Source organism: Pseudomonas sp. S12(2018), assembly GCF_024355235.1.
Lineage (GTDB): Bacteria > Pseudomonadota > Gammaproteobacteria > Pseudomonadales > Pseudomonadaceae > Aquipseudomonas > Aquipseudomonas palmensis.
This window is the reverse complement of record NZ_QLAD01000005.1, coordinates 232,902-246,944: the sequence shown is the minus strand read 5'-3', so window position 1 is coordinate 246,944 and position 14,043 is coordinate 232,902. Positions and strand designations below refer to the sequence as shown.

At 66.5% G+C, this 14,043-nt stretch carries 14 protein-coding genes; 12 read left to right on the top strand and 2 right to left on the bottom strand.

The annotated features are described in order from the left end of the window. The first annotated feature begins 7 nt into the window (after positions 1-7). The 12 genes from ubiE (at position 8) to DN388_RS14045 (ending at position 12,218) form a co-directional block, all read left to right on the top strand. Positions 8-778 (top strand): bifunctional demethylmenaquinone methyltransferase/2-methoxy-6-polyprenyl-1,4-benzoquinol methylase UbiE, encoded by a 771-nt coding sequence (gene ubiE / locus DN388_RS14100; protein ID WP_043862158.1) that lies wholly within the window; start codon positions 8-10, stop codon positions 776-778. Beyond that, entirely contained in the window at positions 778-1,401 is a 624-nt protein-coding gene (locus DN388_RS14095; RefSeq protein ID WP_043862159.1) for an SCP2 domain-containing protein, read from the top strand. The genes ubiE and DN388_RS14095 overlap by 1 nt, the downstream gene beginning before the upstream one ends. Beyond that, complete coding sequence (ubiB, locus tag DN388_RS14090) at positions 1,398-3,002, top strand: ubiquinone biosynthesis regulatory protein kinase UbiB (protein WP_255000517.1); 1,605 nt, start codon at positions 1,398-1,400, stop codon at positions 3,000-3,002. The genes DN388_RS14095 and ubiB overlap by 4 nt, the downstream gene beginning before the upstream one ends. A 72-nt stretch (positions 3,003-3,074) precedes the next feature. Next, entirely contained in the window at positions 3,075-3,467 is a 393-nt protein-coding gene (gene hisI / locus DN388_RS14085; RefSeq protein WP_043862161.1) for a phosphoribosyl-AMP cyclohydrolase, read from the top strand. Position 3,468: 1 nt separating this feature from the next. Further along, a complete protein-coding gene (locus tag DN388_RS14080; protein ID WP_043862162.1) occupies positions 3,469-3,804 on the top strand; it encodes a phosphoribosyl-ATP diphosphatase in 336 nt (111 codons plus the stop codon). A gap of 23 nt (positions 3,805-3,827) precedes the next feature. Continuing rightward, on the top strand, positions 3,828-4,097 hold the full coding sequence (locus tag DN388_RS14075) for a twin-arginine translocase TatA/TatE family subunit (RefSeq protein WP_043862163.1): 270 nt from the start codon (positions 3,828-3,830) through the stop codon (positions 4,095-4,097). Between the two features lie 4 nt (positions 4,098-4,101). Beyond that, complete coding sequence (gene tatB, locus DN388_RS14070) at positions 4,102-4,512, top strand: Sec-independent protein translocase protein TatB (RefSeq protein WP_058541639.1); 411 nt, start codon at positions 4,102-4,104, stop codon at positions 4,510-4,512. After that, positions 4,509-5,294, top strand: coding sequence for a twin-arginine translocase subunit TatC (tatC, locus tag DN388_RS14065; protein WP_043862165.1), 786 nt, complete (start codon positions 4,509-4,511; stop codon positions 5,292-5,294). Before tatB ends, tatC begins: the two co-directional genes overlap by 4 nt. After that, positions 5,291-5,998, top strand: a complete 708-nt coding sequence (locus DN388_RS14060; protein ID WP_043862166.1) for a 16S rRNA (uracil(1498)-N(3))-methyltransferase — start codon at positions 5,291-5,293, stop codon at positions 5,996-5,998. The genes tatC and DN388_RS14060 overlap by 4 nt, the downstream gene beginning before the upstream one ends. Positions 5,999-6,137: 139 nt before the next feature. Continuing rightward, complete coding sequence (locus DN388_RS14055; RefSeq protein ID WP_054915770.1) at positions 6,138-8,054, top strand: methyl-accepting chemotaxis protein; 1,917 nt, start codon at positions 6,138-6,140, stop codon at positions 8,052-8,054. A 176-nt stretch (positions 8,055-8,230) separates the two neighbouring features. Next, entirely contained in the window at positions 8,231-10,147 is a 1,917-nt protein-coding gene (locus DN388_RS14050) for a methyl-accepting chemotaxis protein (RefSeq protein ID WP_058541641.1), read from the top strand. A 139-nt stretch (positions 10,148-10,286) separates the two neighbouring features. Next, a complete protein-coding gene (locus DN388_RS14045) occupies positions 10,287-12,218 on the top strand; it encodes a methyl-accepting chemotaxis protein (RefSeq protein WP_255000509.1) in 1,932 nt (643 codons plus the stop codon). A gap of 85 nt (positions 12,219-12,303) precedes the next feature. On the opposite strand, the gene DN388_RS14040 is transcribed toward DN388_RS14045, so the two are convergent. Then, positions 12,304-13,038 carry an amino acid ABC transporter ATP-binding protein gene (locus DN388_RS14040; RefSeq protein WP_043862229.1) on the bottom strand — a complete coding sequence of 245 codons (735 nt, stop codon included), beginning with the start codon at positions 13,036-13,038 and terminating at the stop codon, positions 12,304-12,306. Then, complete coding sequence (locus DN388_RS14035; protein ID WP_255000508.1) at positions 13,031-13,993, bottom strand: amino acid ABC transporter permease; 963 nt, start codon at positions 13,991-13,993, stop codon at positions 13,031-13,033. The genes DN388_RS14040 and DN388_RS14035 overlap by 8 nt, the downstream gene beginning before the upstream one ends. Positions 13,994-14,043: the final 50 nt, after the last annotated feature.

The window sequence follows — 14,043 nt, the reverse complement described above, 5'->3', positions numbered from 1 at the left end:
AAGCGATATGAACGACCAGCGCAAAGGCGAACACGCCGAACCCACCACCCACTTCGGCTACAAGGATGTCCCCGAAAGTCAGAAGGCCGAGAAAGTCGCCGAAGTCTTTCACTCGGTGGCCGCCAAGTACGACCTGATGAACGATGTGCTCTCCGGCGGCATGCACCGCCTGTGGAAGCGCTTCACCATCGAGCTGTCGGGCGTGCGCCCTGGCAACCGCGTGCTCGACATCGCCGGCGGCACCGGCGACCTGGCGCGCAAGTTCTCGCAGCTGGTCGGCCCCACCGGCCAGGTGGTACTGGCCGACATCAACGCCTCGATGCTCAAGGTCGGTCGTGACCGCCTGCTCGACAAGGGCGTGGCCGGCAACATCGAGTTCGTCCAGGCCGACGCCGAGAAGCTGCCCTTCCCCGACAACCATTTCGACTGCGTGACCATCGCCTTCGGCCTGCGCAACGTGACCCACAAGGACGACGCGATCCGCTCGATGCTGCGCGTGCTCAAGCCGGGCGGCCGCCTGCTGGTGCTGGAGTTCTCCAAGCCGACCAACAAGCTGATGTCCAAGGTCTACGATGCCTACTCGTTCGCCTTCATGCCGCTGGCCGGCAAGCTGATCACCAACGACGCGGACAGCTACCGCTACCTCGCCGAATCGATCCGCATGCACCCCGACCAGGAAACCCTCAAGGCCATGATGGTCGACGCCGGTTTCGACCGTGTCACCTACCACAACATGACCAGCGGTATCGTGGCCCTGCACCGCGGTATCAAACCCTGATGTTGCTGGCCGGGCTGCTCGCCAGCGTCGAACACGGTCTCAACCGTGTGTTGCGCATGGACAGCACTGCGCTGCCGCGCCTGGCTGCGCTCGAGGGCAAGATCATTGCCATCGACTGCCGCCAGCCGGCGCTGCAGCTGTACATCCTGCCCGGCGATGAAGGCCTGATGCTCGCCAGCCACTGGGAAACCGAGGCCGACTGCACCCTGCGTGCGCCGGCCAGCAGCCTGCTGCAACTGGCCCTGAGCCAGGACAAGCCGGCGGTGCTGCACAGCCCGCAGGTGGAACTCGAAGGCGACAGCGCGGTGCTGCTCGACCTGGTCGGCGTGCTGCAGGACCTGGAGCTGGACTGGGAGTACGAACTCTCGCGCTGGCTCGGCCCGGTCGCCACCCAGCTGATCGGCGGCCACCTGCGCAGCCGCGCGCGCTGGACCCGCCAGGGCCTGGCCAGCCTCAACCAGAACCTTGGCGAATACCTGGCCGAAGAGGCCCGCACCCTGGTCGGCCAGCGCGAAGCCGAAGCGCGCTTCGCCGAGCTCGATGCCCTGAAAATCGATGTAGAACGCCTCGAGGCACGCATTGCGCGCCTTGCCCGATCCCTTGAATCCAGCGATAACGCATGAAGCTGCTTGCCGTCCGCCGTCTGTTGCGCATCCAGCGCGTCGTGATCCGCTACCGTCTCGATGACCTGCTGTTCGACCTGCCCCTGCCCTGGTGGCTGATGACCCTGCGCTTCGCCATGCCCTGGCGCTGGCTGCCGCGCAAGCCGTCGCCCCTGAGCCGTGGCGCGCGCCTGCGCCTGGCGCTGCAGGACCTGGGCCCGATCTTCATCAAGTTCGGCCAGTTGCTCTCCACCCGCCGTGACCTGCTGCCCGCCGACATCGCCGACGAGCTGATGCTGTTGCAGGACCGCGTGCCGCCCTTCGACCCGCAAAAGGCCGTGGCGCTGATCGAATCGCAGCTCGGCGCCAAGGTGGGCGAGATCTTCAGCCGCTTCGACGTCGAACCGCTGGCCTCGGCCTCGGTGGCCCAGGTGCACGCGGCGCGCCTCAAGAGCGGCGAGGAGGTGGTGGTCAAGGTGGTGCGCCCAGGCCTCAAGCCGATCATCGCGCAGGACCTGGCCTGGCTGTTCCTGATCGCTCGCGGCGCCGAGCGGGTGTCGGCCGATGCCCGCCTGCTGCACCCGGTCGAGGTGGTCAACGATTACGAGAAGACCATCTACGACGAGCTCGACCTGCTGCGCGAGGCGGCCAATGCCAGCCAGCTGCGACGCAACTTCGAAGGCTCGGAGATGATGTACGTGCCCCAGGTGTACTGGGACCTGTGCCGGCCCAAGGTGCTGGTGATGGAGCGAATCTATGGCGTGCAGGTCACTGACCTTGCCACCCTGGCCGACCAGCGCACCGACATGAAGCTGCTGGCCGAGCGCGGCGTCGAGATCTTCTTCACCCAGGTGTTTCGCGACAGCTTCTTCCACGCCGACATGCACCCGGGCAACATCTTCGTCAGCACCGTCAAGCCGTGGAGCCCGCAGTACATCGCGATCGACTGCGGCATCGTGGGCAGCCTCACCCCCGAGGACCAGGACTACCTGGCACGCAACCTGTTCGCCTTCTTCAAGCGTGACTACCGCCGCGTGGCCCAGTTGCACATCGACTCGGGCTGGGTACCGGCGCAGACCAAGCTCAACGAATTCGAGGCGGCGATCCGCACCGTGTGCGAGCCGATCTTCGAAAAACCGTTAAAGGATATTTCCTTCGGCCAGGTGCTGATGCGCCTGTTCCAGACCGCGCGGCGCTTCAACATGGAAGTGCAGCCGCAACTGGTGCTGCTGCAGAAGACCTTGCTCAACATCGAGGGCCTGGGCCGTCAGCTGTACCCTGACCTGGACCTGTGGAGCACCGCCCAGCCGTTTCTGGAGCGCTGGATGCGCGAGCGGGTCAGCCCGAAAAACGTGCTGCAGAACCTGCACAGCCAGGTCGAGCAACTGCCGCACCTGGCCGGCATGACCCGCGACCTGCTAGAACGCATGTCGCAACCGCACCTGAACGACCCGCCGACACCCTGGCAGCAGCGCGATCGCTGGGCCCTGCGCCTGCTCGGTGCCGGCCTGCTGGCGGGCGGCGCAACCCTCGCCGCAGGCGCCGTGAGCCTCAGCGCCCCGGCAGCCTGGCCGGCCTGGCTGATGCTGGCCGGGGGCCTTTACCTGATCGTGCGCCGATAGCCAGCCTGCTGCGTGGCTGGCACACTAGCAGGTGGCATCGGTGCGGGACCGTGGCCTATTTTGGAGTCGAACATGAAAGACTGGCTGGACGAGATCAACTGGAACAGCGATGGCCTGGTACCGGCGATCGCCCAGGACCACAAGACCGGGCGCGTGCTGATGATGGCCTGGATGAACCGCGAGGCCCTGAGCCTGACTGCCGCCGAGCAGCGCGCCATCTACTGGTCGCGTTCGCGTGGCAAACTGTGGCGCAAGGGCGAAGAGTCCGGCCACGTGCAGAAGTTGCATGAAATGCGCCTGGACTGCGACGCCGACGTGATCATCCTGATGGTCGAGCAACTGGGCCACATCGCCTGCCATACCGGCCGTGAAAGCTGTTTCTACCGCGTGTACGAGAACGGCGCGTGGAAGACCGTCGACCCGGTACTCAAAGACCCGCATGCCATCTACAGCGCAGGACACTGACATGAGCGACACCCTGATCCGCCTGGCCGAAGTGCTCGAATCGCGCAAGGGCGCGGCCCCCGACACCTCGTACGTGGCCAGCCTGTACCACAAGGGCCTGAACAAGATCCTGGAAAAGGTCGGCGAGGAATCGGTCGAGACCATCATCGCCGCCAAGGACGCCGCCGTCAGTGGCGAATGCAGCGATGTCATCTACGAGACCGCCGACCTGTGGTTCCATAGCATGGTCATGCTCGCCGCCCTGGGCCAGCACCCGCAGGCCGTGCTGGACGAACTGGACCGCCGCTTCGGCCTGTCCGGGCACGACGAGAAGGCCGCCCGCCAACCGTCGGCCTAACGAATTCAATCGAGGATTGCACCATGGGTATTTTTGACTGGAAACACTGGATCGTCCTGCTGGTGGTGGTTGTACTGGTGTTCGGTACCAAGAAACTGAAAAACCTGGGCAGCGACCTGGGCGAATCGATCAAGGGCTTCAAGAAGGCCATGAACGAAGAGGAAGACAAGCCGGAGCAGCCCACCGTACAGCCTGCCCAGCCGACCCCGCCGCCCGCCGCTGCACCGCTGAACCAGCCACAGACCTTCGATGGCCAGGCGCACAAGGTCGAAGAGCCGACCAGGAAAGAGTGAACACATGTTCGGGATCAGCTTCAGTGAGTTGTTGCTTGTCGGCCTGGTGGCCCTGCTGGTGCTCGGCCCCGAGCGCCTGCCGGGCGCTGCACGTACCGCCGGGCTGTGGATCGGCCGACTGAAACGCAGCTTCAACGCGATCAAGAACGAGGTGGAGCGCGAGATCGGTGCCGACGATATCCGGCGCCAGCTGCACAACGAGCACATCCTCTCCATGGAGCAGGAAGCCCGGCGCATCCTCAACCCGCAATCGGTACAGCCCGATCCGGCGCACACCCCCGGCGCGGAGCCAGCCGCCACCGCCACCGAGGCTGCGCCGGCGCCTGCACCAGAACCTGTGACTGCACCGACACCTGCACCTGCCGTCGAAGCAGCACCGCCCACCGAACCGACACAGCCGCCGCGAGCCCCATGAGCGAAATCCCGGAAAACGACCAGCCGATGCCGCTGGTCTCGCACCTTACCGAGCTGCGCACGCGCCTGTTGCGCTGCGTCGCGGTCATCTTCGTGATCTTCGCCGGCCTGTTCGCCTTCGCCCAGCAGATCTACACCCTGGTTTCGGCACCGTTGCGCGCCCACCTGCCGGCCAACGCCACGATGATCGCCACCGACGTGGCCTCGCCGTTCCTCACGCCATTCAAGCTGACCATGATCGTCTCGCTGTTCCTGGCGATCCCGGTGATCCTGCACCAGATCTGGGGGTTCATCGCCCCCGGCCTGTACCGCCATGAAAAACGTATCGCAGTGCCGTTGCTGGTGTCGAGCATCTTCCTGTTCTATGCCGGCATGGCCTTCGCGTACTTCCTGGTATTCCCGCTGATCTTCGGTTTCTTCGCCAGCGCCACGCCCGAAGGCGTGTCGATGATGACCGACATCGCCAGCTACCTCGACTTCGTCATGACCCTGTTCTTCGCCTTCGGCGTGGCCTTCGAGATCCCGGTGGCGGTGATCCTGCTGGTGTGGATCGGCGTGGTCGACGTGAAGTACCTGAAGAAGATCCGCCCCTACGTCATCATCGGCTGCTTCGTGGTCGGCATGGTGCTGACCCCGCCGGACATCTTCTCGCAGACCCTGCTGGCCGTGCCGATGTGGTTGCTGTTCGAAGTCGGCGTGCTGTTCGGCGGGCTGATCCGCAAGCGCAGTGCCCCGGTGCAGGCCGACGAGCCTGACGACCAGCCGCCAGCCACCCAGCCGTGAACCTGCTGCTGCTCGAGGAGGCCGACTTCGTCGCGGCCGACCGTGTGGTGCTGGGCGACCGACGCTTTACCCACATGCAGGAGATCCACCGCGTGGCGGTGGGCGACACCCTGCGCGTGGGACGCCTGGGGGGGCTGATGGGGCAGGCCGTGGTGCTGCGCCTGGAGGGCCATGAAGCCGAACTGTCGGTCGAGTTCACCCAGCCGCCGCCGGCCAAGCTGCCGCTGACCCTGGTGCTGGCCCTGCCGCGCCCGAAGATGCTGCGCCGGGTGTTCCAGACCGTGGCCACCATGGGCGTGGGCAAGCTCATCCTGGTCAACAGCTACCGGGTCGAGAAGAGCTTCTGGCAAACCCCCTTCCTGGAGCCTGCGGCAATACGCGAGCAACTGGTGCTGGGCCTGGAGCAGGCGCGCGACACCGTGCTGCCCGAGGTGGTGATCGAGAAGCGCTTCAAGCCCTTCGTCGAAGATCGCCTGCCAGCGATTGCCGAGGGTACCCTGGGCCTGGTCGGCCACCCTGGCAACCACCCGCCCTGCCCGCGCGCATTGACCGAGCCAGTGACCCTGGCGATCGGCCCGGAAGGTGGCTGGATCCCGTATGAGGTCGAGCTGCTGGGCAAGGCCGGGCTGAACCCGGTACAGCTGGGCGAGCGCATCCTGCGCGTGGAGACGGCGGTCACCGCCCTGCTGGCGCGGTTGTTCTAGCACCGCGTCCGCTGCTGTGCGTAGGAGCCGGCCTTGCCGGCGACGCCTTTCATACACACCTTCAGTTTTGTGACCCCAGGCCGATGCATTGGCCACAGACCACGCATCCGCCCCCGCCTGACCGCAATGGAGTCACCCCATGTACCGTTGGTTCGCCCACCATCTGGGCAATTTTAGCGTCACGCTCAAACTCGGCATCGGCTTCGGCACCGTGTTGCTGCTGACCCTGCTGATCGCACTCACCGGCTGGCAGGGGCTCAACGGTGTCACCCAGCGCGGCGACACCCTGGGCGAGATTTCCCGGATTCACCAGATCACCCAGGACCTGCGCATCGCCCGCCAGACCTATGAGCACAAACGCGATGCCGCCAGCGCCGACGCGGTAGAGAACGCCCTGGTAGAGCTGGATCGCCAGCTCAAGAACGTGGAACAGCACATACCGCCCAGCGAAAACGGCGACCGCCTGCAACGCCAGAACGAGGCGGTTGCCCAGTACCAGCGCGCCTTTGCCGACCTCAAGCAGGCGGCCCAGGCCCGCGAGGCCAGCCGTGCGACCATGAGCAGCAGCGCGGAAAAGACCGCCGCATCGCTGGATCAGGTAGAGCGCGGGCTGCTGCAAGGCGGCGATATCCAGACCTTCAACAGCGCCGTGCAGGCCAAGGCGCTGATGCTGCAGGCCCGCTTCCACGTGCGTGGCTACATCTTCAGCGGGCAGGCCGAACTGCAGCAGACCGCCCTGCAGGCCATCGACCAGGCCCTGAGCGTCATCCGCAGCCTGCCGGCCAAGGTGCCGGCCGAGCATGCCGATGCCCTGGCCGCCGCCACCCAGGCGCTGGCCACCTACCGCAACGCGGTGGAGCAGTTCAGCCAGTCCCAGGCCGCCAATGACGCGGCCCTGCAGCACATGGCCGAACAGGGCACGCTGCTGATCGACCTGAGCCAGCAGATGAGCCGCAGCCTCACCCAGCTGCGCGACGACGAATCGCAGCACGCCCAATCGATGCTGGCCCTGGCCACGGCGCTGGCGCTGTTCTTCGGCATCCTCGCCTCGTGGGCCATCACCCGCCAGATCGTCGTGCCCCTGCGCCACACCCTCGGCGCCGTGGACCGCATCGCCAGCGGCGACCTGCGCCACGACCTGCGCGTGGAGCGCAGCGACGAACTCGGCCAGTTGCAGCACAGCATGCAGCGCATGACCGTGAACCTGCGCCAGCTGATCGGCGGTATCGGCGATGGTGTCACCCAGATCGCCAGCGCCGCCGAGCAGCTCTCGGCCGTCACCGAGCAGACCAGCGCCGGGGTCAACAATCAAAAGGTCGAGACCGACCAGGTGGCCACTGCCATGAACGAGATGGCCGCCACCGTGCAGGAAGTGGCGCGCAACGCCGAAGAGGCCTCGGAGGCGGCGCAGATGGCCGACCAGCAGGCCCGCGAAGGCGACCGCGTGGTGGGCGAGGCCATCGACCAGATCGAGCGCCTGGCCGCCGAGGTGGAACACTCCAGCGAAGCCATGGGTCAGCTCAAGGCCGAAAGCGCCAAGATCGGCAGCGTGCTCGACGTGATCAAGTCGGTGGCCCAGCAGACCAACCTGCTGGCCCTCAACGCCGCCATCGAGGCCGCTCGTGCCGGTGAGGCCGGGCGCGGTTTCGCGGTGGTTGCCGATGAAGTGCGCAGCCTGGCCCAGCGCACACAGCAATCGACCGAAGAGATCGAGGAGCTGATCGCCGGCCTGCAGAACGGCACCCAGCAGGTCGCCACGGTGATGGACAACAGCCGCAGCCTGACCGGCAGCAGCGTCGAGCTGACCCGCCGCGCCGGCACCTCGCTGGAAACCATTACCCGCACCGTGTCCTCGATCCAGGCCATGAACCAGCAGATCGCCGCCGCTGCCGAGCAGCAGAGCGCAGTGGCCGAAGAGATCAACCGCAGCGTGATGACGGTGCGCGATGTGTCCGACCAGACCAGCGCCGCCAGCGAAGAGACCGCCGCCTCCAGCGTCGAGCTGGCGCGCCTGGGCACCCACCTGCAGACCCTGGTCGCCCGCTTCAGCCTGTAACCCCCCGCCCTGCCGGCAGCGGCGTTGATCGCTGCCGGTGTCCGGCCCCCTGTGGCCGTCGAACAAATAGCGAAAAGTCCTACAGCGTTTGCAGGTCCAGACCTTGGCGCTCCAGCCGATGCGTTCGCATTGGCGCACCCACGGGTGCGTCTGAACCTCGTACCTGGAGAGCCACCATGCTTGTGACGATGAATCGGATGCTGGGCAACCTGAGCATTCAACTGAAACTGGCCCTGGGCTTTGCCCTGGTTCTGTTGCTGACGCTGGGTATCGCCCTGATCGGCTGGACCACCCTGGAAGACCTTGCCGACCGCAGCGACAAGCTCACCGACATCGGGGCGGTGAACAAGGAGATCCAGGATGTGCGCAACCAGCGGCTGGTCTACGAGCGCAACCTTGAGCCTGCCGTCGGCCAGCAGATGGACAAGGAGCTGGACGACGTGGCCGAGCGCCTGGCCTACCTGCAGCGGCGCCTCAACGTGCCGGCCAACCTTGCCCGGGTACAACGCCAGGAAAACACCCTCGACCAGTACCGGCGCACCTTCGCCGAGCTGCAGACCACGGTGCAGGCGCGCCAGCAGGCACGCGACGCCCTGGGCAGCAGCGCCGAACGCGCGGTGGCGCTGCTGGCGCCAGTCGGGCAGGCACTGCGCGAGCGTGCCGACTTCAGCGCCTACGCCAGCCTGGTGACGGTGGACCAGCAGATCCAGCAGGCCCGCTTTCACCTGCGCGGCTACACCTACAGCGGCCGCGCCGAATTCGAGGCACCGGCACTGGCCGCCATCGACCAGGCGGCCAGCCAGCTTGACGCACTGCCCGACAGGCTACCGAGCACCTATCGCGACACCTTGCGTGCAGCCGCGGGGGCACTGGCCGACTACCGCGCCGCCGTGCTCGACTTCAGCGCGGCGCGCAGCGCCAGCGACTCGGCCCTGCAGCACCTGGCACAGCTGGGCGACAGCCTGCTGGCGGTGAGCGACGAGCTGACCCAGTCGCAGACCGAGCTGGTCGACCAGCAGGCCCTGCAGGCACGCTACAACCTGGGCCTGGCGATCGCCATTGCGCTGCTGCTGGGCATCGCGGCCGCGTGGGTGATCACCCGCCAGATCACCACGCCCCTGCAGCAGACCCTGCGCCTGGTCGAACGGGTGGCCGGCGGCGACCTGAGCCAGACCCTGGTGGCCGAGCGACGCGACGAGCTGGGCGAGCTGCAGCGTGCGATGCAGCGCATGACCGTGAGCCTGCGCGAGCTGGTCGGTGGCATCGGCGAGGGCGTGACCCAGATCGCCAGCGCCGCCGAGCAGCTCTCGGCCGTGACCGAGCAGACCAGCAGCGGGGTCAGCACGCAGAAGGTCGAAACCGACCAGGTGGCCACTGCCATGCATGAAATGGCCGCTACCGTGCAGGATGTGGCGCGCAATGCCGAGCAGGCCAGCGAGGCCGCCACCCTGGCCGACCAGCAGGCCGGCGAAGGCGATCGGGTGGTCAGCGAGGCCATCGACGAGATCGAGCGCCTGGCGGCGGCGGTCGACCACTCCGGCGAAGCCATGGCCCAGCTCAAGGCCGAAAGCGACAAGATCGGCAGCGTGCTCGACGTGATCAAGTCGGTAGCCCAGCAGACCAACCTGCTGGCGCTCAACGCGGCCATCGAGGCCGCCCGCGCCGGCGAGGCCGGGCGCGGCTTCGCCGTGGTCGCCGACGAGGTACGCGGCCTGGCCCGACGCACCCAGCAATCCACCGAAGAGATCGAAGGCCTGATCGCCGGCCTGCACCGCGGCACCTCCGAGGTCGCCGGGATTCTGGACAACAGCCGCGAGCTGACCCTGAGCAGCGTCGAGCTGACCCGGCGCGCCGGCACCTCGCTGGCCACCATCAGCACCACGGTGTCGTCGATCCAGGCGATGAACCAGCAGATTGCGGCCGCGGCGGAACAGCAAAGTGCAGTGGCCGAGGAAATCAACCGCAGCGTGATCAACGTGCGCGACGTGTCCGACCAGACCAGCGCCGCCAGCGAAGAGACCGCGGCCTCCAGCATCGAGCTGGCACGCCTGGGGGTTCAATTGCAGGCGCTGGTCGGGCGCTTCCAGCTCTAGGTGGAATTTTCCGCCTGCAAGATGGGAATTTTCCTACAGCATTTGCAGGTCCAGCTTGGCCTCCAGTGGCCGATGAGCACAGGTAGCTGCGCCCGACCCTATCCAGGCGCTACATCCCTCATTTCACTGGAGAACCGTCATGTTCGCACCTTTGTACCGGATGCTTGGCAACCTGAGCGTCAGGCTCAAGCTGGCCCTGGGATTTGCCAGCGTCCTGCTGCTGACGCTGGCGACCACCCTGGGCGGCTGGCATGCACTGAACGAATCCATCGACAGCTCGCAGCGTCTCACCCAGATTGCCGCGATCAACGACCTGAGCAAGGACCTGCGTGCCGAGCGCATCACCTACCGGGTGCTGGCGGACGACGAGAGCAAGCGCAGGATCAGCGCGACCCTGACCGAACTGGAGCGCCTGCTGCAGAGCATGCTGGGGCAGTTCGACGATGCGGCCGACCGCCAGGTGATCACGGCCAATCAGCAGGTGGTCGGCCAGTTCGTGCGCGACTTCGACACCTTGCAGCAGGCCGTCGGCACGCGCCATACGCACGAAACCGCCCTGCGTGAACAGGAGCAGCGCCTGCTCGACGGCATCGACACGCTGGAGCAGAAGACCCTGCTGGGCGAGCGCCAGGGCAGCGAACGGCAGGCCTCGGAGCAGCGCCTGTTCGCAACGCTTGCACGACACATCGAGACCGCCGGCCAGCAAAGCCGCGCCCCGGCCTATACCTTCAGCCCGCTGAGTGCCTTCGAGCAGGTGGGTGCCAGCGCGCTCGGCGCCGCCCAGGCCAGCCTGGCCGATCTGAGGCGCAACCTGCCGCCCAGCGACCTGCAGGCCACTACCGCCGCGCTCGCCAGCTATGTGCAGTTGCTGGACCGCTACCGCCAGGCCGCCATCGCGGTAGAGCAGCTTCAGGGCGGGCTGGAGACCATGGGCAACCAGCTGCGCGATGCCAGTCGCGTTCTGACCCGGCACCAGATCCAGCTGCGCGACGAAGAAGCCCTCGAGGCACGCAGCATGCTCAGCGTCATCGCCTTGCTGGCGCTGGTACTCGGCAGCCTGGCCGCGTGGCTGATCACGCGCCAGATCACCGAACCGCTCAGACGCACCCTGCAAGCGGCGCAATGCATCGCCAAGGGCGACCTGCGCAGCGACCTGCGGGTATCACGCCAGGATGAGCTGGGGCAGTTGCAGAACAGCATGCAGCAGATGGCCCTGAGCCTGCGCGAGCTGATCGGTGGCATCGGCCAGGGCACCGGCCAGTTGACCGCTGCGGTGGGCGAGCTATCGAGTGTCGCCGAGCGCACCCAGCTGATGACCGGCAACCAGAAGGACGAGACCGACCAGGTGGCCACCGCGATGAACGAGATGGCCGCCACGGTACTGGAGGTGGCGCGCAACGCCGAGTTCGCCTCGGCGGCAGCCACTGCCGCAGACAGCCAGGCGCGCGAAGGCAACCAGGTGGTCAACGACGCCATCGGGCAGATCGAGCAATTGGCCAGGCAGGTGGAGGAGTCGATCCTGGCCATGCAGCAGCTGGCCCAGGAGAGCGAGCGTATCGGCAGCATCCTGGATGTGATCAAGTCGGTTTCGTCGCAGACCAACCTGCTGGCGCTCAATGCCGCCATCGAGGCTGCGCGGGCGGGCGAGGCCGGGCGTGGTTTTGCGGTGGTGGCCGATGAAGTGCGCGGCCTGGCCCAGCGTACCCAGCAGTCCACCGAGGAGATCGAGGAGCTGATCGGCAACCTGCACAGTGGTACGGCGCAGGTGGTGCACCTGCTCGACAGCAGCCGCGACCTGAGCCGCGACAGCGTCGAACTGAGCCGGCGGGCGGGCGCGGCGCTGGGGCAGATCACCGAGACAGTGTCGAGCATCCAGGGCATGAACCAGCAGATCGCCACGGCCAGTGAAGAGCAGAGCTCGGTGGCCGAGGAGATCAACCGCAATGTGATGACGGTGAGGGATATTGCCGATCAGACGACGACGGCGAGCCAGCAGACTGCGGCGTCGAGCGTGGAGCTGGCGCGACTGGGGGGGCAGTTGCAGACGTTGGTCGGGCGGTTCAGCCTGTAACGGCCTCTTCGCCAGCAAGGCTGGCTCCTGCAGGTGCGGCGAAACCCTGCAGGAGCCAGCCTTGGTGGCGAAGGCCACGCTGCGGTTACAGCACCTGGCGCAGGAACGCCTGGGCTCGTGGGTCCTTCGGCGCAGTGAAGAACGCCTCCGGTGGCGAATCTTCCAGCAACTTGCCGTGGTCGAAGAACAGCACGCGGTCCGCCACTTCCCGGGCAAAGCCCATTTCGTGGGTCACACAGACCATGGTCATGCCTTCCAGGGCCAGGGTCTTCATCACGTCCAGCACCTCGCCAACCATCTCCGGGTCCAGCGCCGAGGTCGGCTCGTCGAACAGCATCACCTTCGGCTCCATCGCCAGCGCACGGGCAATCGCCACGCGCTGTTGCTGGCCACCAGACAGGCGCGAGGGAAACTCGTTGGCCTTCTGCGCAATGCCCACCTTCTCCAGCAACGCACGCGCCTTGGCCTCACGCTCGGCCTTGCCACGCTTGCGCACCACCTTCTGCGCCAGGCACAGGTTCTCCAGCACGGTCATGTGCGGGAACAGGTTGAAGTGCTGGAACACCATGCCGACTTCACGCCGATAGGCATTCACGTCGGTCTTCGGGTCGGCCAGTTGCAGGCCGTCGATGGCCACGGTGCCCTCGTCGAAGGTTTCCAGGCCGTTGAGGCAGCGCAGGAAGGTCGACTTGCCCGAGCCCGACGGGCCCAGCACCACCAGCACTTCGCCCTTGGCCACATCGGTACTGACGTGATCCACCGCACGCACCACCTGCCCACGGGTGTCGAAGACTTTTACCAGGTCACGGACTTCAATCACTTTGCGCAAGCCTCCGCTCGAGCCGGCTGGCGAAATGCGACAGCGGCAGGTTGATCAGCAGGTACAGCCCGGCGACGCAGAACCAGATCTCGAACGTGGAGAACGAGGTGGTGATCGCCTCGCGGCCACTCTTGGTCAGTTCGGTGATGGCGATCACCGACACCAGCGAGGTGTCCTTGACCAGGCTGATGAACTGCCCGGCCAGCGGCGGCAGCACGCGCTTGAACGCCTGCGGCAATACCACGTGGCGCATCGACTGGCCGGCGCTCAGGCCCAGCGAACGGGCCGCCTCGCCCTGGCCGCGGGCAATCGACTGCACCCCGGCGCGCACGATCTCGGCGACGTAGGCGCCGGTGAACAGCGCCAGTGCCGCCACCCCGGCAAACTCGCGGGACAGGTTGAGCACGGTGCCGATGAAGAAGTAGAAGATGAAGATCTGCACCAGCAGCGGCGTGCCGCGCACCAGCTCGACATACACCGTCGACAGGTCGCGCAGGGTCGGGTTGCTGGACAGCCGGCACAGGCCGGCGAACAGGCCGATCACCAACCCCAGCACCCCCGCCGCCACCGAGATCCACAAGGTGGTGAACAGGCCCCAGGCCAGCGGCCCGGCGGCCCACTGGTGGGTCACACCGATCAGGTCGCCCTCGGCCACGTCGTCGCCACGGTCCATCTGCAGGCTGGCCTGCTCGACGTTCAGCACCTGTTCGGCGCCGCTCTCGTCACGCAAGGTGACGCGGGCCATGTCGCCCTTGCGCTCGATCGCCTCGATCACGCCGTTTTCGGCGGCGCGCTGGGCAACTTCGGCCTGATAGGCAAAGTACTGCGGCACACGGTTCCAGCGCCACTCGTAGGAGATCACCGAGGTTGCGTAATACAGGCTCAGCGCCAGGCCGATCAGGACCAGCGCCGTCAGCCCATGCCAGGGCCACTGGGATTTCTTGTGTTTGATCACGGGGGTACTTCCGTAAAAGCGAACGCGCAGGGCCAGCCTGCGCGTCGGGT